General features: G+C 64.9%; 25 protein-coding genes and 5 pseudogenes. 13 read left to right on the top strand and 17 right to left on the bottom strand.

The window, feature by feature from the left end; genetic code table 11:
• Positions 1-9: 9 nt before the first annotated feature.
• Positions 10-861, bottom strand: a complete 852-nt coding sequence (locus tag GTV32_RS04045) for a 3-hydroxybutyryl-CoA dehydrogenase (protein ID WP_161059045.1) — start codon at positions 859-861, stop codon at positions 10-12.
• 204 nt (positions 862-1,065) lie between these two features.
• Between GTV32_RS04045 and GTV32_RS04040 the strand changes: the two genes are divergently transcribed.
• The 5 genes and pseudogenes from GTV32_RS04040 to GTV32_RS04020 all read left to right on the top strand — a co-directional run bounded on the left by GTV32_RS04040 (position 1,066) and on the right by GTV32_RS04020 (position 4,246).
• Entirely contained in the window at positions 1,066-1,725 is a 660-nt protein-coding gene (locus GTV32_RS04040; RefSeq protein ID WP_161059044.1) for a hypothetical protein, read from the top strand.
• A 19-nt stretch (positions 1,726-1,744) separates the two neighbouring features.
• Entirely contained in the window at positions 1,745-2,830 is a 1,086-nt protein-coding gene (locus GTV32_RS04035; RefSeq protein ID WP_161059043.1) for a hypothetical protein, read from the top strand.
• Between the two features lie 112 nt (positions 2,831-2,942).
• Positions 2,943-3,278 (top strand): annotated as a pseudogene (locus GTV32_RS04030) (metalloregulator ArsR/SmtB family transcription factor); the annotation flags it as partial.
• Positions 3,279-3,286: 8 nt separating this feature from the next.
• Positions 3,287-3,772 carry an SRPBCC domain-containing protein gene (locus GTV32_RS04025; protein WP_161059042.1) on the top strand — a complete coding sequence of 162 codons (486 nt, stop codon included), beginning with the start codon at positions 3,287-3,289 and terminating at the stop codon, positions 3,770-3,772.
• Positions 3,773-3,874: 102 nt separating this feature from the next.
• Positions 3,875-4,246, top strand: coding sequence for a VOC family protein (locus GTV32_RS04020; protein WP_161059041.1), 372 nt, complete (start codon positions 3,875-3,877; stop codon positions 4,244-4,246).
• A 62-nt stretch (positions 4,247-4,308) separates the two neighbouring features.
• Here GTV32_RS04020 and GTV32_RS04015 read toward each other — a convergent pair whose 3' ends face one another.
• Both GTV32_RS04015 and tatA read right to left on the bottom strand, forming a co-directional pair.
• Complete coding sequence (locus GTV32_RS04015; protein ID WP_161062322.1) at positions 4,309-4,716, bottom strand: globin domain-containing protein; 408 nt, start codon at positions 4,714-4,716, stop codon at positions 4,309-4,311.
• 2 nt (positions 4,717-4,718) lie between these two features.
• Positions 4,719-5,003: a Sec-independent protein translocase subunit TatA gene (gene tatA, locus GTV32_RS04010; RefSeq protein WP_161059040.1), complete on the bottom strand. Its 285-nt coding sequence runs from the start codon at positions 5,001-5,003 to the stop codon at positions 4,719-4,721.
• A gap of 344 nt (positions 5,004-5,347) precedes the next feature.
• On the opposite strand from tatA, the gene GTV32_RS04005 reads away from it, so the two are divergent.
• Positions 5,348-6,340 carry an alpha/beta hydrolase gene (locus GTV32_RS04005; RefSeq protein WP_161059039.1) on the top strand — a complete coding sequence of 331 codons (993 nt, stop codon included), beginning with the start codon at positions 5,348-5,350 and terminating at the stop codon, positions 6,338-6,340.
• Entirely contained in the window at positions 6,330-7,949 is a 1,620-nt protein-coding gene (locus GTV32_RS04000) for an NAD(P)/FAD-dependent oxidoreductase (protein ID WP_343287204.1), read from the top strand. Before GTV32_RS04005 ends, GTV32_RS04000 begins: the two co-directional genes overlap by 11 nt.
• Here GTV32_RS04000 and GTV32_RS03995 read toward each other — a convergent pair.
• The 7 genes and pseudogenes from GTV32_RS03995 to GTV32_RS03965 form a co-directional block, all read right to left on the bottom strand.
• Complete coding sequence (locus tag GTV32_RS03995) at positions 7,936-8,622, bottom strand: TetR/AcrR family transcriptional regulator (RefSeq protein ID WP_161059037.1); 687 nt, start codon at positions 8,620-8,622, stop codon at positions 7,936-7,938. The genes GTV32_RS04000 and GTV32_RS03995 overlap by 14 nt on opposite strands.
• A gap of 75 nt (positions 8,623-8,697) precedes the next feature.
• Positions 8,698-9,402 carry a methyltransferase domain-containing protein gene (locus GTV32_RS03990; protein WP_343287430.1) on the bottom strand — a complete coding sequence of 235 codons (705 nt, stop codon included), beginning with the start codon at positions 9,400-9,402 and terminating at the stop codon, positions 8,698-8,700.
• A 195-nt stretch (positions 9,403-9,597) separates the two neighbouring features.
• Positions 9,598-10,233: a hypothetical protein gene (locus GTV32_RS03985; protein ID WP_161059036.1), complete on the bottom strand. Its 636-nt coding sequence runs from the start codon at positions 10,231-10,233 to the stop codon at positions 9,598-9,600.
• A 122-nt stretch (positions 10,234-10,355) separates the two neighbouring features.
• A pseudogene (locus GTV32_RS03980) lies at positions 10,356-11,653 on the bottom strand (ammonium transporter).
• 110 nt (positions 11,654-11,763) lie between these two features.
• Positions 11,764-12,636, bottom strand: a complete 873-nt coding sequence (locus GTV32_RS03975) for a D-hexose-6-phosphate mutarotase (RefSeq protein ID WP_343287203.1) — start codon at positions 12,634-12,636, stop codon at positions 11,764-11,766.
• Between the two features lie 93 nt (positions 12,637-12,729).
• A pseudogene (locus GTV32_RS03970) lies at positions 12,730-13,202 on the bottom strand (hemerythrin domain-containing protein).
• A gap of 89 nt (positions 13,203-13,291) precedes the next feature.
• Positions 13,292-13,933 carry a TetR/AcrR family transcriptional regulator gene (locus GTV32_RS03965; RefSeq protein WP_343287202.1) on the bottom strand — a complete coding sequence of 214 codons (642 nt, stop codon included), beginning with the start codon at positions 13,931-13,933 and terminating at the stop codon, positions 13,292-13,294.
• 103 nt (positions 13,934-14,036) lie between these two features.
• On the opposite strand from GTV32_RS03965, the gene GTV32_RS03960 reads away from it, so the two are divergent.
• On the top strand, positions 14,037-14,957 hold the full coding sequence (locus tag GTV32_RS03960; protein ID WP_161059033.1) for an alpha/beta fold hydrolase: 921 nt from the start codon (positions 14,037-14,039) through the stop codon (positions 14,955-14,957).
• 63 nt (positions 14,958-15,020) lie between these two features.
• Here the strand turns inward: GTV32_RS03960 and GTV32_RS03955 are convergent, their stop codons facing one another.
• The 4 genes from GTV32_RS03955 to GTV32_RS03940 all read right to left on the bottom strand — a co-directional run bounded on the left by GTV32_RS03955 (position 15,021) and on the right by GTV32_RS03940 (position 18,432).
• Positions 15,021-15,905, bottom strand: coding sequence for a DUF5995 family protein (locus GTV32_RS03955; protein WP_161059032.1), 885 nt, complete (start codon positions 15,903-15,905; stop codon positions 15,021-15,023).
• A gap of 52 nt (positions 15,906-15,957) precedes the next feature.
• Positions 15,958-16,953, bottom strand: a complete 996-nt coding sequence (locus tag GTV32_RS03950) for a YihY/virulence factor BrkB family protein (RefSeq protein WP_161059031.1) — start codon at positions 16,951-16,953, stop codon at positions 15,958-15,960.
• A 172-nt stretch (positions 16,954-17,125) separates the two neighbouring features.
• Complete coding sequence (locus GTV32_RS03945) at positions 17,126-17,566, bottom strand: VOC family protein (protein ID WP_161059030.1); 441 nt, start codon at positions 17,564-17,566, stop codon at positions 17,126-17,128.
• Between the two features lie 65 nt (positions 17,567-17,631).
• Complete coding sequence (locus tag GTV32_RS03940) at positions 17,632-18,432, bottom strand: crotonase/enoyl-CoA hydratase family protein (RefSeq protein WP_161059029.1); 801 nt, start codon at positions 18,430-18,432, stop codon at positions 17,632-17,634.
• Positions 18,433-18,724: 292 nt separating this feature from the next.
• Here GTV32_RS03940 and GTV32_RS03935 point away from each other — a divergent pair, with 292 nt between their 5' ends.
• Positions 18,725-20,722 (top strand): phosphotransferase, encoded by a 1,998-nt coding sequence (locus GTV32_RS03935; RefSeq protein ID WP_161059028.1) that lies wholly within the window; start codon positions 18,725-18,727, stop codon positions 20,720-20,722.
• On the opposite strand, the gene GTV32_RS23315 is transcribed toward GTV32_RS03935, so the two are convergent.
• From GTV32_RS23315 to GTV32_RS03925, 3 genes and pseudogenes are all read right to left on the bottom strand, one after another.
• Positions 20,609-20,989, bottom strand: a complete 381-nt coding sequence (locus tag GTV32_RS23315) for a helix-turn-helix domain-containing protein (protein WP_237421681.1) — start codon at positions 20,987-20,989, stop codon at positions 20,609-20,611. The genes GTV32_RS03935 and GTV32_RS23315 overlap by 114 nt on opposite strands.
• A gap of 102 nt (positions 20,990-21,091) precedes the next feature.
• Positions 21,092-21,376 (bottom strand): annotated as a pseudogene (locus tag GTV32_RS23310) (PucR family transcriptional regulator); the annotation flags it as partial.
• An 88-nt stretch (positions 21,377-21,464) separates the two neighbouring features.
• Positions 21,465-21,878 carry a hypothetical protein gene (locus GTV32_RS03925; RefSeq protein WP_161059026.1) on the bottom strand — a complete coding sequence of 138 codons (414 nt, stop codon included), beginning with the start codon at positions 21,876-21,878 and terminating at the stop codon, positions 21,465-21,467.
• A 125-nt stretch (positions 21,879-22,003) separates the two neighbouring features.
• Between GTV32_RS03925 and GTV32_RS03920 the strand changes: the two genes are divergently transcribed.
• The 4 genes and pseudogenes from GTV32_RS03920 (at position 22,004) to GTV32_RS03905 (ending at position 26,125) form a co-directional block, all read left to right on the top strand.
• Entirely contained in the window at positions 22,004-23,200 is a 1,197-nt protein-coding gene (locus tag GTV32_RS03920) for an FAD-dependent monooxygenase (protein WP_161059025.1), read from the top strand.
• A 160-nt stretch (positions 23,201-23,360) separates the two neighbouring features.
• A complete protein-coding gene (locus GTV32_RS03915) occupies positions 23,361-23,951 on the top strand; it encodes a dihydrofolate reductase family protein (protein WP_161059024.1) in 591 nt (196 codons plus the stop codon).
• 48 nt (positions 23,952-23,999) lie between these two features.
• Positions 24,000-24,944, top strand: a complete 945-nt coding sequence (locus GTV32_RS03910) for an SDR family oxidoreductase (protein WP_161059023.1) — start codon at positions 24,000-24,002, stop codon at positions 24,942-24,944.
• A pseudogene (locus tag GTV32_RS03905) lies at positions 24,833-26,125 on the top strand (FAD-dependent oxidoreductase). Before GTV32_RS03910 ends, GTV32_RS03905 begins: the two are co-directional and overlap by 112 nt.
• Positions 26,126-26,143 lie beyond the last annotated feature (18 nt).

The raw sequence follows: 26,143 nt of genomic DNA, 5'->3' as shown, positions 1-26,143 counted from the left end.
CGGGAGCGGCTACTTCGAGTAGTCGTAGAACCCTTTGCCGGTCTTCTTACCGAGGTATCCCGCATCGACCATGCGCTGCAACAGGGGCGGCGGTGCGAGATGTGGTTCGCGGAACTCCTGGTAAAGCGACTCGGCGACGTCGAGGACAACATCCAGGCCGACGGTATCGCTCAGCGTGAGTGGTCCCATCGGGTGAGCGCAGCCGTTGATCATGCCGGCGTCGATGTCTTCCTTTGTCGCGTAGCCGCTCTCGTACATCTTGATCGCGCTCACGAGATAGGGGATCAGCAAGGCGTTGACGACGAAACCGCCCCGGTCGCCGGCCTGGATGGTCCGCTTGCCGAGGTGGTCACGCGCATAGGCGGTGACCGTCTCGATCGCCGCTGTCGAGCTGGCCAGACTTGCGATGATCTCGACGAGCGGCATCACCGGCACCGGGTTGAAGAAGTGCACGCCCACCACCCGAGACGGATCGGCGACGTTCTTCGCCACCCTGATGATCGGGATGGACGAGGTGTTGGTGGCGAGGATCGCGTCAGCAGCCGTCACCTGGTCGAGCTGAGCGAAGAAGTCGACCTTGAGGGACTCGATCTCCGGCAGGGCCTCGATGACGAGTTCCCGATCACTGAAATCGCCGACGGACGTGGTGGTACGCAACCTGGCAAGCGAATCGGCAGCCTCCTGATCGGTGATCTTGCCTGCCTTTGCGCCGCGTGCCAGGGACTTCTCGACACGGACGCGCGCAGCGTCGGCCGCGTCCTGATCACGTTCGAGGACCAGTACCTCGTCGCCCGCGCGAGCGGCCACCTCGGCGATCCCGGCGCCCATCGTCCCGCCGCCAACTACTCCCAGATGTGTCACGTCCAAAGCCTCCCGTGTCGAGATCGGATATCGGAGGTCGATGACTCCACGCCACCGACGCACCCTCTGCTGACAACCTAACGGGCTCGCCCCGGCTCGTCGTTGTCGGACCGGGCAACCGCTCCATGCCGGCGGAACATTTCCCCGGTCACGCGCATCCAACTCGGTGTTCACACCTATCGCGAATGACATGAGGGGCACACGATGACGACCGACTGCACCATTCAGGAGCCACCCGGCGACCTCGACCACCAGCACCGACCACGCCCTGCGCGTCGACGTGTCCCTGACTCACTGTGCGCCCTGGTCACCGCGTCGCTCGCGATCACCGCACTACTGATGGGTCTGGGACTGCTGGTGCAGTCACCGGCATCCGCCGGCCCGGTGGATTGTTCGTCACTGCCCGCCCGTATCGCGGCTCACAACCAGGAAGTCGATCAACTCTCCGCCTACGCACGCTCGGTGAACGCTTCCGGCGGGGCGACCTCGGCTCAGATCGCCCAGTTCGAAGCGCAAAAGGCGCAGGTGAACGGTCGTGGGCGCGCGCTGGAGGCCGAGCGGGCCGAGTGTGGCAGGCGTGCCGGCCGCGAGGCAGAGGAGCGCGGCCGACAGGCGGCGGTCCCGCGACCCGAGTGGCCGGCGGCCGGGCACGCCGATCAGCTACCCAAATCGGGCGCGATGCCCTACGTACCGCCGAAGAGCGCACACGGCCAACCCAAGTCGATCCGCAACGGCGGATTCGTCGACAACAAGGGCCGCGTATGGACATGGGACAAGTCCCGTCACGGTGGGGAACACTGGGATGTGGTCGATCGCAGCGGTCATCATGTGAACGTGTACCCCAACGGTCACGTCCGCGGTTGAGCGAGAACAGGGACAGGTGATGGAACTTCTGACGGGTGTGGACCCGAGTGTCCTACCGGAGTGGGCCGATCCCGAGCTGGTCGTGCGGATCAGCGGGCACGGCAACGCCCTCTTCGCGATCGCGGGCAACCCGCACACCTTCCGCGGTCTCCTCGCGGTTCACGAGTTGGCCACCGGACAGACGATCTCGGTGCGGCCATCCCAGATCACCGAAGCCACGGAGTTCGCACGGGGATGGTTGCGGGGCTACCTCAGTGGCAACGAACCATCGCCACCGCCCAACGACGCGCTGGAGGCGATGCGTTGGGAGCGTGAGAGGTTGTTGTTCCACGCGTATGAACGCGAGATGCCGCCGCAGTCGTTGGGCCGGTACGTCATCGACGCCATCCGAACCACCGACGGCATCTCGGTGGCGGAGACGAGTCGTGCGATCTCGGCTGTTTTCGCGAAACTGGCTGTCGCACACAGCCTGTGGCGCAACAACAGGTGGCTGCCCGTCACCGAGGATCGGGCGTCTCTGCCGCCCATCGGTTTGGCCACGGCCGACGAGGTCGTTGACGCATTCCGGTGCGTCAATCCCGCGTACGCGATCGACGGCACACTCCACAACTGGCAGATGACGCTGCGGGTGATCAACGCCCAGACCGATGCGTGTGCGGCCGGTCTCATCGAAGTGATCGTCTGGCTCGACACGAGTGGTCCGGTGGTCGATCAGATCCATGTGGTGGTCAACCTGGAACGGCCGGACCTGGTCGCCGCCGCAGACGACACGACGCCCGAGAAACTTCTCGAGGCTGTCCTCGGAGCCGTCATCATCGGCATCGATCCCGATGTCGCATCCGTGGCCCACGGCGACGCCCTGTACGAAGGGGAGCCGTTCTCGATCGAACCGGCCGACGAGTCGGCCGACCCCACACCGCCGATTCTGCCCGGGCCGCTGACCTACGTGGCCACGCGGCGGCGATCTGACCTGGACTGCATCGCTGATCTCCCGTTCGATCGGCAGCCGGTGGGTTCCGGAGTGCTGATCCGCCACCGCGGCGGTTTCACCATGACGACGACGACGGCGAACGAGCTCTCCCGAGCCCTGGGATCGGCCACGTAGACGGCATCTCACGGAAACCACTGGCCGGCGGCCACTCCGGAATCAACGCACCGATCTTCTGCGGATGCACAACAGGGGTTGACATACAACTAATTGGTTGTATGTTTTAGGTGTGGCCGACGCGGAAGAGGACAAGGCAGACGCCCTTTTCCACGCGCTCTCCGATCGAACCCGGCGCGACATCATGCGTCGCGTTCTGACCGGCGAACACTCGGTCTCGGTATTGGCGGCCAAGTACGACATGAGCTTTGCCGCCGTACAGAAGCACGTCGCCGTGCTCGAACGTGCCGGCCTGCTGACCAAACGTCGCCAGGGCCGTGAACAACTCGCGACCGGCGACGTCGCCGCAGTACGCGCAGTATCGACCATGCTCACCGAGCTCGAATCGGTCTGGCGTGGCCGCATCGCCCGCATCGACGAATTGATCGCAACGGAAGCCCCCAGGAGGAATGAACCATGCCTGTCACCGACGTCACCCACGACATCGACTCCCGCACGCTCACCATCACCGCCGAGTTCGCGGCGCCTGCCTCGCGCATCTGGCAGTTGTACGCCGACCCGCGCCAGCTCGAAAAGATCTGGGGCCCACCGACGTATCCCGCGACTGTCGTCGAACATGACTTCACTCCCGGCGGTCGCGTGACCTATTACATGACCAGCCCTGAAGGCGAGAAGTTCGCGGGCTACTGGCAGATCAAAACCATCGACGAACCGAATGGTTTCACCTTCGACGACGGTTTCGCCGAGGAAGACTTCACTCCGATCGAATCAATGCCCGTGTCGTCGAACGTGTACTCGTTCGCCGGAGCAGACGGCCGTACCGTCGCGACGTATGTGAGTACCTACGACACCGCCGAAGCCCTGCAGAAGGTACTCGACATGGGCGTTGTCGAAGGAGCTTCCGGAGCGATCAATCAGATCGACGCATTCATCGCCGGATAGGTCCACATGGGTGGTCAACGGAACGTGATCGTCGCGATCCGATGAGTTCCGCGCTGCCGATCGGTCTATTCAATACCAGCCGACAACGATCAGGAGCCCACCATGACCTCGACGACTCGGGTGATCAGCGTTTCCATCCCGGTGCGGGACCAAGATTCGGCGATCGAGTTCTACACCCAGACCATGGGGTGCGAGTTGATCAACGACGCCGAACTCTGGCCGGGGGCAAGACTCGTGGAGGTCCGCCCACCCGGATCGAGCGTGTCACTCCTCCTTCTCCCTCCCGACGGTGAGGTCCCGGTGGCGGTCCGCCTCGGTACCAGTGATGCGGACGAGGCGCACGCCCGCATCACCTCAGCGGGAGTCACCGTGTACAACGAGGAACCACTCAGGTGGGAGGGCGTGCCGCCGATGTTCGCGTTCGCCGACCGCGACGGCAACTCGCTCGTCTATCTCGAAGAGGTCGACACCTGAGAACCGCTGTGCGCGATCGCAGGTGGCGCCACGACCGATGCGGTCACCGGGCCAGGATCGTGTCAGTCAGACACGGGCGGGTATGCAGTGAGCATGAGCTCGGAGACTGCGGCCAGCGCGTGCTGCCAAGCGACGCTCATCTCCGGCTTCCACGCCGAGCCGCCGATGTCGGCCATCGCCGCGATCATGCATTCGCCGACCGCGTCGTACATCGGTGCGGTGACCCCCATCTCGGCATGCCGACGGCCCAGTGCCCCGAGATTGGCGGTGAGCCAGGTGGCGTCGTCGAGGTTGTCGACCACGGAGACGATGGCAGTTCGTAGCATCGATGCCTGGACCTTGATGTCGCGCTGGAACATCGGTCGCACGCTCGGATAACGATCGAACAGGATGTCGTAGAACCGGACGGTCAATCCGTCGTCGGGCACGTCGACGAGCGCCAGGCTGTCTTCGAGTAGTTGCCGGTCCACGGTCACTCGGATTCGTCGGGCGTCGCGGTGCGATCGGGCCGAGCTGCCGTCGCGCTCTGACCCTGTGCATCGTGGGTTGTCGTGCTCTGTCGGGCAGTGCGCTCGAGGGGAAGAGCTTTGCCGGCGACGTCGTGGACGTCGTGGTCGTGTAGCTCGCCGACCTCGCTCTTGAATATTCTCAGCGATCTACCCATTCCACGGGCGGCGTCGGGGAGCTTCTGCGCCCCGAACAGAAGGACAAAGATCACCGCCACGATCACGATGTGCCACGGCTGCAAAGCGCCCATCCTCATACGTCCTCTCCGAGGTCGGCGCGAACGCGTCGTGCCTCATACCCGTTGCCGGACCACGTCTGTCGCAACGTTCTCGGCCTGATCGCATTCGAGACCGCGGGCGTGAAGCCGATGTCGCCGCCGTGATTCAATGTAACGATGCTTGTATCCTTGTATCATTCATAGCATTGGCGGCCCGCGGCCACAAGCAGACTGCCCCTGGTCCTCCGGGCCCACGCCACGGCGTTTGACTGCGTTTGCCCGCCCAGCAGACGAAGCGCACATACTCTCTTTGAGTGACGATGATCACGTGCTGAGCCCATCCGATGCGTTGGGCCGTCGACACCAGGGGAGGCCGGATGCCACTCGAACCCGTTTCGCAGGGCTTGTTGCAACAACTCGCGGAGGAGCGCCAGCCGCCGATCAGTGAACAGACCCCGGCGATCGCGCGGATGTCGGGTCCGATCTTCGCCGGGATGAGTGGTCGTGGTCCTGACGTCGCCGACGTCCGGAACGTGAAGCTCAACGGTGTCGATGGGGGTGCGTTCCGTGTTCGCGTCCTGATCCCCGAAGGTCACGCGGAGTCGGTCATCGTCTACTTCCACGGTGGGGGATGGGTTCTCGGTGACATCGACCTGCAGTACGACCACGTCGGTCGCGATCTCGCCAATCGGACGCAATCGACGGTCGTACTCGTCAATTACCGCAAGGCGCCCGAACATCGATTCCCCACCGCGATCGAAGACAGCTACATCGGACTCTGCTGGGCAGCCGAGCATGCCTCGGAGTTCGCGAAGCCCGGTGCACCACTGATCGTCGCCGGGGACAGCGCCGGCGGCAACATCGCGGCCGTGATGACGTTGCGCGCACGCGACCGGCAGGGGCCGGAGATCGGCTTTCAGGCGCTCGTGTACCCGGTCACCGACTGCGATTTCGACACCCCGTCCTACATGGCACCCGAAAACCAACTGATGCTCAATCGGGACACCATGATCTGGTTCTGGGATCACTATCTCCCTGATGTGAACGCCCGCACCGATCCGGACGCATCTCCGCTGCGCGCCCCGGACCTGGGTGGCCTACCACCGGCATTGGTGTACGTCTGCGAGTACGACCCTTTGCACGACGAGGGCGTCGCCTATGCCAAGGCACTCGAGGCGTCGGGCGTGCCGGTGACGCTGGCCGAAGCCCGCGAACAGATGCACATCTACTTCCAGATGGCCGGCATCCTGCCGGGCTATCAGGCCGGGATCGAACTCGTCGCCGACCACATCAGTTCATTCATCGAAGACCATGCACGTGCAGTCCATGACCTGTCCACCGCACGAGGAGGGGCGAGCAGTGAGGCCTGATCGAGACGTCATCATCATCGGCGCCGGCTTCTCCGGCATCTACCAGCTCTACGCACTGCGTGAGCTCGGGTTCGATGTCCACCTCATCGAGGCGGGGCCGCAGGTCGGCGGAACCTGGTACTGGAATCGATATCCGGGCGCGCGATGCGACATCGAATCGATCGGTTACTCGTACTCGTTCGATGCGGCGCTCCAAGAAGAGTGGGAGTGGACAGAACGCTATGCCGCGCAACCGGAACTCCTCGCCTACCTCGATCACGTGGCCGATAAGCACGACCTACGCAAGGACATGACCTTTGATACGCGGGTGGATTCGTTGGAGTTCGACGACACAGAGTCGATGTGGACGGTGACCACCGACACCGGCACCCGCACGACGGCTCGGTTCGTGGTCGCCGCGACCGGGTGCCTGTCCAAGCCGCTGCTCCCGACCATCGACGGCGTGAACGAGTTCGCCGGCGAGACCTACTGGACGTGGGACTGGCCGCAGGGCGGTGTCGACCTGTCCGGCAAGCGCGTCGCGGTCATCGGGACGGGATCGTCTGGGGTGCAGACGATCACCACGATCGCTCCGACGGTGGGAAGCCTCACGGTGTTCCAACGCACCCCGACATACGCGGTCCCTGCGCAGAACCGACTCATCGCGGACGAATTGGCGGCGCTCAAGCCGCACTACGCCGAGTTCCGGGAAGAGAGCCGACTGTCGGTCGGGGGCATCCCATGCGGGCCGGAACTCCCACCGTTCTTCGACGACCTCGACGACGAACATGCCCTGTCCGAGTTGGACATACGCTACGCCGACGGTGGATTGTGCTTCCAGCAATCTTTCCGGGACCTGCTCCAGAACCGAGAGGCCAACGCGCGTGCCGCAGAGTACGTGCGCGAACGGATCAGACAAAAGGTCACGGATCCGGCCGTCGCAGAACGACTGACCCCGAGGTCGTACCCGATAGCCGCGAAGCGGATGTGTGTCGATACGGGGTACTACGAGGTCTACAACCGGCCCAACGTCTCCCTGATCGACGTGAAACAGCAGCCGATTCGGCGTATCACCGCCACTGGCGTCGAGGCAGGCGACACCGTCCACGAGTTCGACGTGATCATCATGGCAACCGGTTTCGACGCGATGACCGGGGCACTCGAGGCGATCGACATCCGCAGCGGCGGCCGCACATTGCGTGACAAATGGTCCGACGGTCCACGAACCTACCTCGGGCTGATGTCGGCCGGTTTCCCGAATCTGTTCACCGTGACCGGTCCGCAGAGTCCGTCGGTGCTCTCGAACATGATCACGTCGATCGAGTGTCACGTCGAATGGATCAGCGCGACCCTCGAACACATGCGTGATCGCGATTTGACAAGAATCGAGCCGGACGTGGCCGCGGAAGACAATTGGGTCAACACCACCAATGACTGTGCCGATCTCACACTGCTGTCGGAGGCTCCGTCGTGGTACATGGGTGTCAATGTTCCCGGCAAACCGCGCGCCCCGTTGCCGTTCGCCGGGGGCGTCGGAACCTACAAACAGATCCTCGACGGGGTGACGATCGCCGGCTATCACGGGTTCGACCTGTCCGCAGGGAACCCGGAACCGGTCAGCCGGGCGTGACCGGCGCGGTCCAGATTCCGACGAGGACGTCCACCAGGCCGACGGCAAAGTCGTCCCAATCGGCACGGGTCCCCGGCGCACCGGACGCGAGTGCCCGCTCGAAGTTCGCACACATCCCGACGGTGACGAAGAAGGCGCATTCCGCGCGTTCGGTGCGCAACTCCACCGGCAGGTATGGGAGCGATTCCACCAGCCCTTGGTAGGTGAGCAGGCTGGACGGCGAGGCGACCAGAGATTCGTGGAGCAGGATGCTACGCAGCTCCGGAGCAGAGATGAGGTGGGCGCAGAACCTGGCGAAACAGGAAGACGTCCCGAGCTCGGCGAATCGTTGCGTGATCACGAATACCTGGCATTCGATCCACTGACGGAGCCGGGTGTCGTGATTCATCTTGTCGAGCATGGCCTCGCGGGCGGGCTCGATTCGCAGGTTGAACCGCTCGACCAACGCGCGCACCAGATCGAGCCTGCTGTCGTAGTAGTACCCGACCACGGCGGGGTTGCCCTGCCCTGCGGCATCGGCGATCTGCCGGTTCGACACCGCGTAGATGCCATTTTCCGCAAAGAGCCGCTCGGCGGTGTCGAGCAGCAATTCCTTTGTCGCGCGCGCCTTGCGGCCCTGAGTCGAGCGCTGCTCTCGCCCACCGATACTGCTGACGTCGACCGTGTCTGCCATACATCCACGATCCCACGGTCACGTCAGGACAGAGTCCGGCATGCCGTCACGGTGGAGAACAACGTCGTCGACGGACTACGCACCGACGCGCCCGCGAGCACCGAAGCCCACGGCGTCGATCTCGAAGGACCCCGAACCGAACCGATCTGCACACCTCTTCCGAAGGCGCTCGCGCTCGTCGGAATCGAGTGCAGCGATCGACTCACCGATGGGCCCCACGCCATGCTGATAGGGCTCCCACCATTCGTCGAAGTCGCGATAACCCACGACCACGGGGAATTCGGTCGTGTCCACATCCTCGAGTCCGGCGCCTGTCAGAATGCGTTCGAGATCGGCGGAAGAGCCACCGGGTGAACGGGTTTCGTCGGCCAGTGGTAGATCGAGCTCGGCAAATGCCGACCACAGTGTCGCCATGGGCGCCCGCGCACCGGCCAGATCCCAACCGGTCACGGCGACCTCGCCTCCCGGCCGGGTCACCCTGGCCATCTCGATCAGACCTGCGCGCGGGTCCGGCATGAAATGCACCACGAGACTGGCGCCGGTCAGGTCGAAAGCGTCATCAGGGAAGGGCAGAGCGTCGGCCGTCGCCTGCTGCACATCGGCGCCGGGAACGGCTTGGCGGCATGCTGCGACGAACGAGGGCGACGGATCTACCGCGCTCACCGCGCCTGCGCCGAGACGCTGCGCCAACAGTTCTGTCCACTGGCCGGGCCCGCAGCCGACATCGAGCGCCCGTTGTCCGGGTGCGAGTGGCAACCACGCGGTGAACGAATCGGCCAGCGGTCGCGAGTAGCGCCCATGAACCGGTCGTACGCCCCGGCGGTGACGTCGAAGCTCACCGGCAATACGCTACGCCCGTCTGGGTTCCTCGACCAGTGGCAACCACGGGTGGTCCGGCGTCGGCGGATGGCCCGGACACATCGGCGCCCCACCCGCAGAGGATGCGAATGGGGCGCCAGAAGTGAGATCAGTCGCTCACTGGGTGGGTACCACCGTCCCGTTCACGGTGACCTCGACCATGTCGGACGCGGAATCCCAGGTGATCTTGCCGTGCTCGAACGTGGACGTCTTGACGCCGTTCTCATCGGTCTCGTCACTCGTGGCAGTGCCGAGAGGACCCTGCGACCCGCCCTTGCCGTCTGGGGCAGGCTTACCCGACTCATCGCGCGGAACGTTCCACGCGTCGCGGATCTTGCCCCATGTGATGTAGGCCGGCGTACCCGCGTCGGCATTCTTGGCGGTGATGACCCCACCGTCGAACTGCTGGAACACCACACCGTTCTCACCGGTCCCGGACGCTTCGTCCCCGGTCATCGGCGCGCCGAGGTCGGTCTTCTGCTTCTCGGTGGCTGCCTGATACTTGGCCGCGATCGAGCCGGACAACATCACCTTGGTGCCATCGCTCGCGGTCAGTTCGACCGAACCGTTCTCACCCGAGGCCTCTGCGGAGCCGGACGCGTCCTCGGAACCCATCACCGCCGATGACATCCCGGCCGCCGCCGACGACGCTGACGAGCTACTGCTGTCGTCGTCACTACAACCTGCGACTCCGAGAGTCGCGATGGACGCGGCGGCGACGACCCCGACCACCCGTCGAATGGTCTGCTTCATGATCTCCCCTTCGGTTTCTCAATAGCGCTTCCCATGGGTCGGCGCGTGGCGCCACCCGTAGGCAGGCTAACGAAGTTCATGTCAGCAAACGTGGGATTCGGCAGAGTTCCGCGTTTCGTGCTTCAGCCACCCGTCGGATGGAAATCGTAGGCAGACTCGGCGTGCTGACCGTCGTCGATACCGTCGACCTCGTGCTGACGATCCGCACGCAACCCGATCGTGTATTTGAGCGCCAGCCCGATGACGCCGGTCACCGCCGTCGCATATGCGAGCACCGCCATCACGGCGACGAACTGTCGCCACAGCTGATCGACGCCGCCCCCATAGAAGAGTCCGTCGACGCCGGCGGGCGCTGAACCAGAGGCGACGAGGCCGATCATCAGCATGCCGACGACACCACTGACGAAGTGCACGCCGACCACGTCGAGCGAGTCGTCATACCGCCAGCGGAACTTCAGCTCGATCGCATAGGAACTGACGGCGCCGGCCACCGCTCCGACCGCGAGCGCTCCCACCGGGGTCACCGCCGAACACGACGGTGTGATCGCGACGAGGCCGGCGATCACACCCGATGCCGCACCGAACGATGTCGGACGACCATGTCGGAACTGTTCGACAACGAGCCAAGCGACCATCGACGCGGCACCCGCACCCAGCGTGTTGACCGCGATGATCGCGGCCGAACCGTTGGCCTCCAGAACCGAGCCGGCGTTGAACCCGAACCACCCGAACCACAGCAGTCCGGCCCGAGCATCACGAACGGCAGATTGTGTGGCCGCATCGGATCCTTGGGCCAGCCACGACGGCGGCCCAGCAGCAGCGCGAGAACGAGCGCAGAAGCGCCCGAGTTGATCTCGACCGCAGTACCACCGGCAAAATCGATCGCGCGCAGATGGGACACGATCCAGCCGCCGTGCGCCTCGGTCAGGCCGGGCGAGCTGAACACCCAGTGGGCGATCGGGATGTAGACGAGCACCGACCAGATCGCGGCGAACACCACCCAGGAGAGGAACCGCATGCGATCGGCCACGGCACCCGCGATCAGCGCAACGGTGACCATCGCGAAACCGGCCTGGAAGGCGACGAAGAGGATGGCCGGGATCGTCCCGACGAGCGGCATACCGTCGGGATGCGCGGAGTCGTGACCGTAGGTGTGATGCAGCCCGGGAAAGGAGCCGAAACTACCGATCAGCCCACCGTGGTCGTCGCCGAAAGCCAACGAGTAGCCCACCACGACCCAGATGATCCAGACGATGGGGATGGCCGACAGACACATCATCATCATGTTCAAGACGCTCTTGGACCGGACCATGCCGCCGTAGAACAACGCGAGGGCAGGCGTCATCAACAGGACGAGGGCGAACGCCGTGAGCATCCATGCCGTGTTGGCGCTGTCGGGAACACCGTACTTCGGGAACATGGCAGCCTTCCGTCTCATGCGAGCGTCGAAAGTCTATCGGCTCGATGACGTTGCGCGGCAGCGGGTTCACAGACGACGAATGCGACAATCAGGACATATCCGGTGATCCGTCACGCGAGCGTCGACACGGAGATCGTCTGCCACAGTGTGTGGTCCGCGCCGGCGGGGATCTCGACGATGTCGGGCCCGGCATTCGCGGCCTCCACGCACAGGAACTCGCGCCAATGTGCCCCGATGTCGGGCATGCCGGACGCGACATCGGCACCGGGATTCCACACCACGGCCGAATGCCCGCCACGAACAGACACCTCGATGGTTCGACGGAGTCCTGGATCGACGAGTCGATATCGTCCGCCCGCGCCCGGATAGACGCGATCGCTGCGCGCGGTATCCTTCGGCAGCGTCCAATCACCTTGCTGTTCATGGGATCTGAGGTCGTCGAACTTGTCGAGGTAGGACAACCCGCCGAGGCCCTCGACGCGAACCGCACCCACATCGGCCACACGAAAATAGTTGTGGAACGCCTCGGTCATCGTGACTGTCGCGCCACCCGGATTATGGGTGCGCAGACCCAGCTCGAGCGTGTTGCCAACGCGAACGGTCATGCCGGCGGTCAGTGGGAGATGTTCGAGACCTTCTGGTGCCAGCTCGAGTTCTGTGTCACCGGATTCCGTCGATCGACCGGCGACGAGCCTCCAGCGCGCGGTACGCGCGTAGCCGTGCGACGGCACGCCGGCCGGCTGGCCTTCGCGCGCAAAATATGGCCAGCACAGCGGAACCCCACCACGTATCGGGGTGGGCGGCGGGGCCGCGGCAGGCGACACCCACAACACATCATGCGCTGATCCCGCAGGGATGAACGACAACAGCTGACCGCCGAACATCGAGAGCGCGGCGGTGGCTCGCGGCGTCTCGATGATCAGTGCGTCGAGCCCCTGGAACGAGCCCTGGCGCACACCGTCGAAGTCGCCTGCTGCAGTCACGATCCCAGCATGCCACAGCACCATCTGCGCGGCACCGGCGTCGGGACGGAGCCAGGCACCAAGCTCCGAGCACCGACAACTCCGTGCGTCTGCTCAGGGGCCGAGCAGGTCGGCGCCCGGGTGGGCGCGCTGCCAGGCCGCGATCGCGGCGTCCCACTGGTCGCCGTCCAATGTCGTGACCGAGGCAGGAAAGAGGGCGTCTTCCTCCTTTGCGATGTGTTCGTGGAGTTCGAAGACCGCATTGCGGAACCGCTCCTGATCTGCCGGCGCGGTCAGATCCATCGTCCGCAAGAAGGCATCGAGATCGCGGTGTTCGAGCACCAGCGGCTCGATGTAGTCACCGATGATGTCATCGCTCGCCAGTAGTTCGGCGAACAGGCCGTCCTCCTCGCCGCGCCAATGCGATCGGAGCTCGGCAGCCATTCGGTCGGCGAGGTCGCGGGCCCGGACGAGATCGGAGGTGTCCAATGCACGAACCGCGTCGCCCCCAGGTTGACCGCCCGCTCGTGTTCGGCGGTGTAGTCACGTAGCAACGGCATGTCGCGACACCCGCAGTATTGACACATGTCAGACCTCCTCGACCGAGCAAAGCAGACCGTCCTACGGTAACCGGAGGTTGTGCCCGCGCGAAGCGCGATGAGGAGACCACCACGGGTCAGGCGCCGTCGACGTCCGCAGGGTCGCCGGGTAGCAATGCGCTGACGATGTCGACGAAATGCGTTCGTACCGTGGCCTCATCCATGTCGAGCAGTAGCTGATAGATGACGCCGTCGTAAACAGTTACTATCGCACGCGCGAGATCGTATGGCGTCGAGAGGGTTTCGGGCAAACGGACGTGCTTTTCCGCAATGAATGTGGCGATCAGGTCGGTCACGTTTCGGCGGAGGGCCCTGCGATGTGCCGCTAGATCGGCGGCAACCTCAGGGAAACGGGCGGCGTAGGACACGAAGTCGGTGTTGATGAGCAACCAATCGCGATCGATCAGCACGTGCGCGGCCCAGTGCGCGACCATCACGCGCGCATCAGAGCCGGCGCTCTCGCTGACCACCCGCTCGGTGAAGTCCGCACCGTACGCTGACTGTCTGTCGTAGAGCGCGAAGAACAGTTCCTCGAGCGACGTGAAATTCGAGTAGAACGCACCTTTGGTGTAGCCGGAGGCTCGGCACACGTCGTCGATCCGGGCACGGCCGAACCCTTTGGTGACAAACACCCCGAACGCAGCATCGAGCAGGCGCTCACGGGTTTCAGCGCGCCGACGGGTAGGGGACCGGCGCCGGGTGCGCGGTACTTCAGCCACGAACCCAGTGTGCCCACCCGTCCACGTGTTTGACAGGGGTGACCCGTGCATCTTTAATACCTTTTAGTATTGAGATCTGACGCCGCCGTCGAGGGAGAAGTCGATGCGTGATCGGTTCGGACTGCTGATGATGACCGCGACGTTGCTCACGGGGGCGCTCGCGGCGATTCCCCCCGCGTCGGCCTCACCGGTGGATCACGGTGCCGCACAAGGCATCATCGTGACGCACACGTTGACGAATGCCGCGGGAAGCAGGGCATACCAGGTGTACACGCCCCGCCCCGCCCAGCACGGCCGGCCGTTGGTCGTATGGCTGCACGGTGCCAGCAAGGTCGCGAACGGCGATTCGCGAGAACTGCGTCGCACGACGTCACTGCTTCGTGAAGCGGATCGCCGCGGGTTCTCGGTCGCGGCACCGATGCAATCGCTCACGGTGGATCGGACCGGGACCTGGCGGGCCACCGATCCTGCCAATGTGGTCCGTGGTCGCGGCGAGAGCTCGATCATCGCCGACATCATCCGACAAGTGATCCGTGACTTGCACGTCGATCCCTCCCGTGTCTATCTGGTCGGGCATTCTGCAGGTGGAGCGATGACCGAGAATGTCGGTGCGCTCTATCCCGAGCTCTTTGCCGGTATCGCCGTGATCGCCGGGCTCCCGTATCTCGCCGACCCGTCCGGAGTCAGCCTCAAGACGGCGCGACATGGCGCGCCGATGCCGACCTTCGTGGTGGACGGCGACCGCGACCAGGTGATCCCGGCGGCCTTCGGCGATCTCGAGACCACCGCCGCACTCGGCGCCAACGGAATCCCCGGAGCACCGGTCCGTGCCACGGTCACGGTCGCGAGGTCGAGCTTCGACCGGTACCCGACCGTCATCCGTACGTATGGCACCGGTCGGCGTGAAGTGATCCATGCGCGCGTCATCGGCGCAGGTCACCCCACCGGGCCGGGAGGCCTGACCCTCAACGGGCCGGCGCTCGACGATCGGGTGATCTCGTTCCTGCTGACCAAGAAGCGCTGAGATCATCTGCGCGACAATCGGCCGATCGACGCGCACCGCCCACGTGCTCTCGCGAACCCGCGCTCAGGGAAGGCCGACTTGTTCGAAGGCGGCCAGGGCAGTGTCTCCCGTGGTCCAGAGTGCATTGACGTCGGCGACAGCGCCGGCGCGTGTGGCGGGATTCTGTAGTGCGAGGCCGTTGCCGAACGTCAGGACGTTGTATCCGACATCCGCCGCGCGCAGCATGGGTCCGGTGGCGCGGCCCGCGCCGACGAGTCGATCAAGACCTTCACCGACGAAGTAGAAGCGGAAGGCTGGTCCGAGGTCGATGCCGTAGGCGCGATTGGTCGCACGCACGATCGAGTTGCCGTGTGCGGCAATGGTGTCGACGATGAGAAAGAAGTCACGAGCCTCGGCCTGCGTGGTGCGCGCGTCAGATGTCGCGTACGCGAGGTCGACGGTGATGTGGGCATTGAATCCGACAGTCGTGATGCGCTCGCCGGACGCAGTACAGTCACGCGCCAACGAGAAGTACCGCTGCCATTGGGGCGGTACCCGGCCAGCCGTGAACTCCGCGTGGATCGCGTCGAGAAATCTGTCGAGCAGGTGCTGGCTGATCCCCGGGGCCCAGCCCGGATGCTGGAACGACGACGGACGATTCTGTAATGGCATCACCGCGTCTCGCTCGGTGACCGCGAGGGCGAGCGGAAAGAGACCACGGTCATCCCCGTGTGCCACCAGAATGTCGGTGATCGCCCACAGCCGTGCAACATGGTTTCGCAGGGAAGCGAGGATCGGTCTGTCACGGTCCTGTCCGATGTCCGCCTCGTGCACAATACGATCCACATCCGCGGACGAGAGGGTTGTCGCGCAACCAGTTCGGGGGGCCGCGTCGACGACCGGCGCGCCAGAGCCGAGCGCCACCGCGGTCAACGCGATGGCCAGGACGAGGGGACGAAGAGCTGTCATCGACTCAGCGTAGACGTCGTCGGCAGAAACCATCCGATGTCGCGCGGCGCCACTATTCTTCAGGGTCGCGATCGTCGGACGAAGTCTCGGCTGCGGGGTTGTCGAAGGTCACGTCGATCTCCTGGAAACCCTTGTAGCGCTGCGCACGTGCCTGCGCCGAGTACGCGGCTTCGTCGCCCGGTGTGAGCGTGACGTTGTCGGTGAACGGCGTGAGCAGCGAGCGCGGGTACAACCCGTCGATGCGCACCGCATTGAACTCGAGGCACACGACCACCATCACCGAGGCGAGGTAGAGAAAGGCGAGGAGGCCCAGGACGACCGCGAAAACACCGTTGGTGGCACTGGCATTGGCGATGACTCGCTGAACGAACACACTGCCGAAGGTCTGCAGGATCTGCCACCCGACTGCGGCAGCCAACGCGCCGGGGAGAACGTCGCGGATGCTCACCGACCGCGCGGTGCCGAACCGGAAGCCCACCACAAAAACCGCCGTGTAGAGGACCAACGACCCGACCAGCGCCAGCACCACACCGTCGGTCCCGAGGTCGATGGCGGCGACTGCCCCATTGAGGACCGTCAGCCCGATGATCCCCAGGCCAACTGTCGACAGCAGCATTGCGCCCTTGACCCGCACCTGGAAGGGATTCGGACGCTCGTTGCGCGGTACCGCCCACACGATGTTCATGGCGTTCTGGATGGCCACGGATACGCCCAGGGCGCCGTACACCGCACTCACGACGCCGATCGTCACCGCGGTTGCGCCACCGCCGAGCTGTCCCGGTTCACCCAATTGGTCACCGACGACAGGGATCTGGGACAGAGCCGAATCGACAATGCGTTCCTGGAGATCTGGGTTGTCGTCGAGGACAAAGCCCAGCACGGCGGTGGAGACCAGCAGCAACGGGAACAGCGAGATGAATCCGTAGTAGGTGATGAGTGCGGCGAGGTAGCCGCCCTGATCATCGAAGTACTTGTACGCGACGGCGAGCGGAAAACCGCTCTTGGGGTAGCGGCGCTGGAAGTTGTCGATGCGATCTGACAACGACACCGGCGCCACCTCCTCGATCCCGCGCGACATCACCGGCCGCCTGCCCGGACCGGCACCCACGGCAGGGGGCGGCCGCACGGCCGATACTACGTGCGATCACCACCGCGAACGCGTAGTACACGCTCGGGGTCCACGTCTTCGACCACCCGGTGCCCGCCGGCTGACGGAGAGATCAGGTGAGTTCCTCAGCCAGGGCGACGATGATGCCGGCCGGTCCACGTACGTAGCAGAGCCGGTAGACGTCCTGATACTGCTCGACCGAACCGATGAGTTCGGCGCCATGCATCCTCAATGCGGAAAGGGTCGCGTCGACGTCGTCGACGGTGAACATGATGCTTCGGAGACCTAGGGTGTTGCCGAGCGCGTTCTCAGGTTCGGCGCGGGTGACCGCCGGGGAACGGAACTCGGTGAGCTCGAGCCGTCCGAGCCGGTCCGCAGTCTGCAGCATCGCGATGTCGACTCGGACGGTGTCGAGCGCGTTGACGCGGTCCACCCAGGCTCCCTCGATGGGCGCGCGACCTTCCAGTTCCATGCCGAGCGCCACGAAGAACGCGATCGCGGCCTCGAGATCGTCGACCACGATGCTCGTGTGATCGAGCCGCTTGATTGCCATGGTTGTCCTCCTCGTCAGACGTTCGGCGACAATCGCGTTCGACGTTCCCGATGGCCGCAGTCAGGTCAGGACGGATCGCTGAAGTCGGGCTCGCGCCGCTCCATTCCGGCGGATACGGCTTCGAGCTGGTTGGGCGAACCCATCAGACCGACCTGCAGCTCACTCTCGAGCATCAACGCCGCTTCGGCCTCGACGCCCGTCCACGTCTCCTCGTACAGGCGCTTGGCCGCACGCACAGCATGCGGCGACTTGCCGGCTATCTCGTGCGCGAGGTCAAGAGCCGCCGCCAGAGGGTCGTCGAACACCCGGGTCATGAGCCCGAGCGCATGGGCCTCCGTACCGGAGACGATCCGGCCGGTGAAGGTGAGTTCCTTTGCGACATCGGCAGCTACGAGGCGGGGGAGTGTCTGGGTGATCCCCATGTCCGGCACCAACCCCCATTTGACCTCCATGATCGACACACGAGCATCCGGCGTCACGTAACGAATGTCGGCGCCGAGTGCGATCTGCAGTCCGCCACCGAAGCAGTTCCCGGTGATCGCCGCGATCACCGGTGCGGGCACCCGGGCCCAGTCCGTCGATACGCGCTGAGCATCATTGGCCGGGTTGTCATCCCTCCGGGTCACCAGGGAAGCGGCCCCGCCGCCTTGTCCCAGGGACGAGATGTCCAGTCCTGAGCAGAAACTCTTGCCGGCGCCGTGGACGACGACCGCCCGGACCCGCCGGTCGTCCGCGAGCGTGCGTGTCACGTCCAGGATCGCGTCGAACATCGCGCGATCCAGGGCGTTGTGCTTCTCGCCGCGGTTCAACGTCACCGTCGCGACACCCGCGTCGTCGACATCGACCAGAATTCTCTGCTCACCCATCAATACATCTCCTCGTGTAGTCCCAGCTCGGCGACTCGTCGCGTTCAACGGACGGTCGCCATCGGTCGGCACGCATATGGTCGCACCTCATGAGTGCTGTCAGGCCGCGTTCCAGCGTGTCGCGGGTGTCGGCTCGGACGCCTACGATGATTCGTCCGATGGCTCCGCGATGTCCACCCCAGCAGCGGCGCCCACCTCGCAGCTGTCAACCCATTCCAGGTACGAGATCGCGCCACCACCAATGTCATCGGATCCGGCATCTGATCACCGCATCTTCTCGTAGCCTTCCGCTATGAGTCAGACAGACCACCAAGTGTGCGCCACCGACGATGTGACAGCCGAATGGCTGAGCGCAAAGCTCGGCGCCGGCCCCATCACCCACTTCTCGATCGATCGCATCGGTACCGGGCAGATGAGTGACAGCCATCGCGTCACCCTCACGTACGGCTCCGGCGACGGACCGCGATCGGTCATCCTCAAAGTCGCGTCGTCCGACGAGGGCAGCCGCTCGACCGGTGCGTCACTCGGCCTCTACGAGCGCGAGGTCCGGTTCTACCAGGATGTCGCACCGCTCGTCGACGACCCGTCGATCGCCCACTGCTACCACGCGAGTATCGAACCCGACGGCCGGTTCTGCCTTCTCCTCGCCGATGCCGGGAACTCGTCGGGCGCAGATGACATCGCGGGTGCGACACTGTCCGACGCGATCAACGCGGTCACCGCGCTCGCGCGGATCCATCGTCCGTGTCTCGGGCATTCCGCCGTCGAGTCCGCGGACTGGCTACAGCGGGACTCGCCGATAGACCAAGGACTGTTCGAGGGCCTCTACAACGCGTTCGTGCAGCGATACGGCGAGCAACTCGACCCGGCACATCGTGACCTGGCCGACAGATTCGTCGCCGGTTTCGACGGGTATGTCGCCCACCAGGCCGGCTTGGACGTCCAGGGATTGGTCCACGGCGATTTCCGGTTGGACAACATGCTCTTCGATGAGCGGTCCGGGTCGGTCACGGTGGTCGACTGGCAGACCGTCACCTGGGGTCCGGCGGCCATGGATCTCGCGTACTTCCTCGGGCTCTCCGTGCCCACCGACGTGCGCCGCGCGGAGGGGGAACAGCTGGTTCGTGCCTACCACGACGCGTTGGAGGGGGCGTGGCCCGGTGACATCGCGTCACTGTGGGAGGCGGTCCGGTCACAGAGCTTCTTCGGTGTCCTCATGAGCATCGTGTCGTCGATGCTCGTACAGCAGACCGAGCGCGGCGACACCATGTTCATGACGATGTTCGCTCGCGCGTGCACACTCGCTCTCGATCTGGACGCCGTCGCTGTACTCCCTGAGCCCGTCGAGGCCGAGCCGCTGCAACCCCGGGCCGACGACGAGGATCGTCACGAGCCGGGGCCGGAGGATCTGTGGAACGAGAGCTGGTACTTCGATTTCGCCGACGTCGAGCAGGGGATAGGCGGGTACATCCGGCTGGGCCTGACTCCCAACGCGGGAACGGCCTGGTACACCGCGATGATCTGCGGACCGAGCATTCCCACGATCGCAGTCGTCGACTACGAGTTGCCGGTGCCGCCCGGGTCCCGCATCGAGAGTAGGCGCTTCGTCGCCGACCAGGAGATCGTCAATCCCCTGCACGAGGCCAGGATTCGTCTCGACGGCACAGGGATCGCTGTCGAGGATCCAGCCGATCTGTTGTCGGGCAGTCCTTCTGGCGCCGACGTGGCGGTCTCCATGAATTTGACCTGGACCACGGACGGGACGGGGTACCAGTACCGCGTCACCCCGCGGTACGAGATTCCCTGCCGCGTGGTCGGCACAGTGCGTGTCGAGGGCGTGGGAGCCGAACCGATCGAGCTCTCCATCGACACCGCCGGACAGCGCGACCATTCGTGGGGTGTCCGTGACTGGTGGTCGATGGACTGGGTATGGACCACCGGTCATTTCAGCGATGGTTCGCACCTGCACGGGCTCGACCTGCGGATTCCCGATATGCCCGCGATGAGCATCGGGTACATCCAATCGCCCGACATGCCGATCACCGAGCTACAGGTCCACCGATCCGACGAGTCCTTCGCCGACAACGGTCTCCCGGAACACACATCCCTGCACATCGATCCGCCGGACAGGCGCATCGAGTTCGAGCCATTGGGGCACGGGCCGTTGCGCCTGACGTCACCCGATGGTGCGGTCTCGCTCTTCCCGCGCGCCTGGGGACGCCTGCGCACCGACTCCGGAACCGAAGGGGTCGGCTGGATCGAGTGGAATCGACACCGGGCCAATGGTTGATGCGGAGCCGGCCTTTCGCATGTCATGCAGCCGCAACCCCACGTGCAGCTCGGTCCGAAGCCGGCCGTCGCCCAGATCGGCATCCAGCGCGGAACGAATCCTCCCCAATCTGTAGTACAGCGTCGACCGGTGAATGTTGAGCGTGCGGGCCGTGCGCTGAGCATCGCCACCACAGTCCAGGTAGGCCTGCAACGTCGTGACGATCTCCTGCGAAAGTCCAGCTGCCAGAAGCCTTCTCACTGATCGCGGAAGATCGTCGACGGCCATCTGCTCGATCGGCAGCAGGGCGAGTACCCCGTCCAGACCGGTGTCGTCCCAGTCCGTCGCGCGCCCATGATCCGCCGGTGCCAACCACGTCGCCCGAAGCGCTCTGCGTGCCAATGTCAGCGATCGATGCACATCTTCGAGACGGTGGACCACCGGCCCGATCCCGGCCCGCACCTCGCCCCTCTCCAGATCGGCGAGGATGCGCGCAAGTCGATCCCTGACCACAGGCCGCGGAAAGATCAGCACTCCGGTCCCGTCGTCGAGGGTGGAGCCGACCACCGAAGCGGTTGACGACCGCGCCACGAAATCCAATGTCGTCCACACGGCAAGCGCAGAGCTGTCCGGCGAACGGCCGGGACGCGGGTCGCCCTCGATCGCGACCGCGGCATATTGCGATGTCCCCCGATGTGCCGCTCGGCGATCAAGGCCTCCGCAGCGGCGCGTCGCTGCACTGCGTCAGGGCCGACCGCTCGGATCAGCAGTTCACGGGCCCGGGATCGATCGTGCTCCTCATACAGGAGCCGCAATGAGAGCAGGACACCGAGACCGGCCGCCCCTGCAGCAAGGTCGAGAGTGCTGCAGGGGGAACGGCTGCGCCACCGACCACGGTCAGCAGATATCCCACGCGCCGTCGATGATCGGTCAACGGGATCAGCAGACACCGCCCTACCTGAGGCAACTCTTCGATGATGTGGTCCTGCGACGTGAGCGCCGGTGGATCCCACCCGCCCGAATGGGCCAGCAGCAGCGACAACCGGTGCCGGTCGTCATCGGTCTCATGGATCGAGTAGCTGACCACCGCCATGGTCCAGTCCAGCACCGTCAGACGGAGTCCGGCGGCCTCGGAAAGGTCTTGGAGTGCGTCATCCAATCCGGCGGCCGTCGTCATCAGCCTCTCCCTACGACTTGAACATTCTGTCGGAATCAACGATCCCACATTTGCACGTCTGTCCAGAGCTTTGAGCTGCGGCTCACGAATACGCTCAGGTCGATCGAGAGAGAAGGAGCCATCTCATGTCCAAGCGCATCGCCGTCGTCGGCGCGGGTATCGGCGGCCTGACCCTTGCGATAGACCTGCAGCGCAAGGGCATGGACGTCCAGATCTACGAACAGACCTCGGTACTGCGAGAGGTCGGGGCGGCCGTCGCCCTGTCGGCCAATGCCACCCGGTTCTACGAGGGCCGCTTCGGAATGGCCGAACAACTGGGGGAGAAGTGGGCAGAGGTCGACGGACTGATCTTCCGTGACGGGCTCACCGGCGAGCAGATCGCCCGGCTGTCGTCGCGGGACGAGTACCGACGCCGCTACGGGGCGCCGTACGCCGGCATCCATCGCGCCGATCTGCAGGCCGTTCTCTTCGGAGCCCTCGACACCACAAGTCTCCACCTGAGCAAACGGTTGACCGGTATCGATGACACGGGCACTGCGGCGCGCCTCACCTTCGAGGACGGCGACGACGCCGAAGCCGACCTTGTCATCGGCGCGGACGGCGCCAAGTCGCTCACACGTCGCCTCCTGCTCGGGTACGACGATGCGCGCTACTCCGGGTGCACCGCCGCGCGCGGCATCGTCGCCCCCGAACTCATGCCGAGCCTGCCCGATCCGGGAGCCATCCAGTTCTGGATGGGTCCGGGAGGACACCTATTGCACTATCCGATCGGGAACGGCGACCAGAACTTCTTCCTCGTCAAACGCGAGTCCATGCCGTGGGCGGAGAAGGAATGGGTGGTCCCCGCGCAAGACGGCAGACACATCGAGCCATTCGCCCACTGGGCACCCGCCGTGGTCGAGATGATCTCGGCGGTGCCGGTCCGCGAGCAGTGGGCTCTGGTCTATCGTCCACCACTCACACATTGGTCGGACGGGAGGGTGACGCTGCTCGGCGACGCCGCGCATGCCACCGTTCCGCATCACGGTCAAGGTGCGAATCAATCGATCGAGGATGCGATCGTCCTCTCTGACCTGCTCTCCGAAACCACGGATTGGGATCGCGCCCGTACCGAATACGAGCAACGGCGCCGTTACCGCACGCGCAAGGTCACCGACGCGGCTGTCACCACCGGCGAGGTGCTCCACCTGCCCGACGGAAAGCGAGCACAGGAACGGAATGCGCGGCTGGCCGATGCCGACGCCTTCGACCGGCATCTGGACTGGATCCACTCGTTCCGCGCCGACGAAGAGGTGCCGGAAACACGGGTCATCGGATCGTGAGACCCGTTCACCGCTGATGACGTCGGCACTACACGCGTGACTGCTCCGATCCGTCGCTCGAACACGCGTCCATCTGAGCAGTGGAGTCCCGGGCGATGACTTTTCCCGCTCCCGGCGGTCTACCGTCCGAGATACCCGCCCCTGCGCCGAGGAGATGATCATGACCGCCACGTACACCGCCGACATCTTTTCCACCGTCGACGGCTTCGGCGCCCCGCGACCCGGCACCTGGGGTGGATACTGGGGTAGGTACAGCACCGAGTGGCTCGAACACCGGCGTGCCTTCTACACCGGCGAGTATCGGATGGTCTTCGGCGCCAACACCTACCGGCTGTTCACGCACTTCGACCGCCTCCGCGGCTCGACTCCGGACGCAGACGAGACCGGTGATGCCTGGCTCGCGCAGATGAGGCGATTGCCGACGACGGTGGTGTCGACCACGCTGCACGAGCCCCTCGAGTGGCCGTCGGCGACGCTGGCAACCGGTGACGCCACCGACGTGGTCGACCAACTCAAGAACGAGTCGCAGATCCCGTTGCGCTCGCACGGTAGCGTCTCGATGAACCGCGCGCTGATGGCCGCCGGCCTCGTCGACCGTATCCAGCTGACGATCTTCCCGGTGATCACCGGACAGACCGGCGCCCACCCGCTGTTCCACGGCTCCCTGGACTTCGATCTCGAGTTGATCGACAGCCGGACATTCGACGGCGGCATCCAAGAGCTCGTCTATCGGCCGTCGTTGCACGCCTGACCCTGTGCGACCGTTGCCTTGCCGCGTCTGCTTTGGCAGACTCGCGCCATGGCCGGGTCGTCCCTACATGGCCGACTGCGAGACTGTGTCGCAGTCGTGGCGGGCGCTACCCGCGGTGCCGGGCGTGGGATCGCAGCGGGGCTGGCCGAGCACGGTGCCACCGTCGTCTGCACCGGTCGCAGCAGTCGCGACGGCGACCCCGCGATCCGGTCGGACTACCACCGGCCCGAATGTATCGAGGACACCGCCGAATTGGTGACAGATCTCGGCGGGAGGGGTATCGCTCATCAGGTCGATCACTGTGACCCCGACCGTGTTCAGGAGTTGGCGGAACAAATCCGCGGCGACCACGGGCACATCGACGTCCTGGTCAACGACATCTGGGGCGCAGAGGAGCTGAAAGGCCCACCCTCCACGTGGAACACACCCATCTGGGAACACGACCTGGACTCCGGGCTGCGCATCCTTCGGTTGGCCATCGACACCCACCTCATCACTTCGCACCACCTGCTGCCACTTCTCGTCGATCGCCCGGGTGGTCTGGTAGTCGAAGTCACCGATGGGACCACGGAATTCAACGCGGATCACTACCGCATCTCGGTCTTCTACGACCTTGCGAAAGTCGCAGTCAACCGCCTGGCGTTCTCACAGGGACACGAGCTCGCGCCCTTCGGCGCGACCGCGGTCGCGGTGACACCGGGATGGCTTCGATCGGAGATGATGCTGGAGAATTTCGGTGTCGAGGAAAGCAACTGGCGTGCGGCCCTCGACGGCTCAGTCGATGGATTTCCCTCCGCACCAGCCGGTTTCGGTCTCTCTGAATCTCCGAGATTCGTGGGTCGAGGTGTGGCGGCGATCGCGGCGGATCCGGCACGACATCGATGGAATCAACAATCGGTGACATCCGCCGATCTGGCCCGCCACTACGCACTCACCGATCTCGATGGCACCCGCCCCGACAGCTGGAACGGCGAACGTGCCGAGACGTGTTGAAAGTCGGCAGAACGGGTACACGCGTCGTCATGACCGAATCCGGGCTGATAGTGATCGGCGGAGGGCCGGCGGGGGTCGGCGCCGCCGAAGCGTTCCGTGCACAATGTGACGACCTGCCGGTGCAGATCCTCACGGCAGACGTCGACATGCCCTATTTTCGACCGCCTCTCAGCAAAGAGTTCCTGCGCAGCGAGACCGACGACGTCATCATGCACGGTCCTGGGTGGTTCGCCGAGCGGAACCTGGAGGTGCTGACAGACACCCGGGTGGACACAGTCGACGTTCACCGACAGGTCGTCACAGCGGCAGGCCACCGGTACCCGTACACCGATCTGATCCTGGCGTGTGGCTCCAGTCCGCTGCCACCACCTGTGCCCGGTGGTGAGCGCGCTCTGTTGCTGCGATCGTTGAAAGATGCCGAGCACCTGCGCGGTGCTGCCCAGCACGCGGATTCGGCGGTGGTCATCGGTGCAGGATTCATCGGCTGTGAGGCGGCCGCGTCTCTTGCCATGAGAGGGCTTTCGGTGACGTTGGTGGCCCCGGGACGAATTCCCTCAGCACAAGCGTCTGGGCGCCGAAGCCGGCCGTAGGTTGCGGTCGTTGGTGGAGAAGTCCGGGGCACGTTTCGTCGGTGGCACGAAGTACAGGAAATCACCCCCGACAGCGTCGTGCTCGATAGCGGCGTGTCCGTGCGCACCGACCTCGTCGTCGCGGCGACGGGCGTTGAGCCCAACGGTGAGATTGCCAGGGCCGCTGGGCTTTCGGCGGAGCAGTCCCGCATCCCGGTCGACTCGGGGATGAGGACACGGCAACCCGGCGTTTACGCCGCGGGAGATCTGGCTCTGGCCGTCAACACCACCGCCGACCGGCCGATCGCCATCGAGCACTGGCAAGACGCCGCCGACCAGGGCGCCGTCGCGGGCATGCGGGCAGCCGGGGTCGACGCCTCATGGTCCGAGATCCCCGGATTCTGGACGACGATCGGTGACGAGACCGTCAAGTATCACGCGTGGGGTGACGGTTACGACCACAGCCGGATCGTCGAACGCCGTGACGGCTTCACCGTCTGGTACGAAGCCGACGGCGCCGCGGTCGGTGTGTTGACGCACAACGCGGACGATGACTACGACATGGGGGAGAAGCTCATTCGAGCGAAGAAGCCTGTACCGGTCGCCATGTGATGACCAGTAATTGATCCG

Origin of the sequence: Gordonia sp. SID5947, from assembly GCF_009862785.1 — a bacterium.
Classification (GTDB): domain Bacteria; phylum Actinomycetota; class Actinomycetes; order Mycobacteriales; family Mycobacteriaceae; genus Gordonia.
This window is presented reverse-complemented; position numbering and strand designations above follow the sequence as displayed.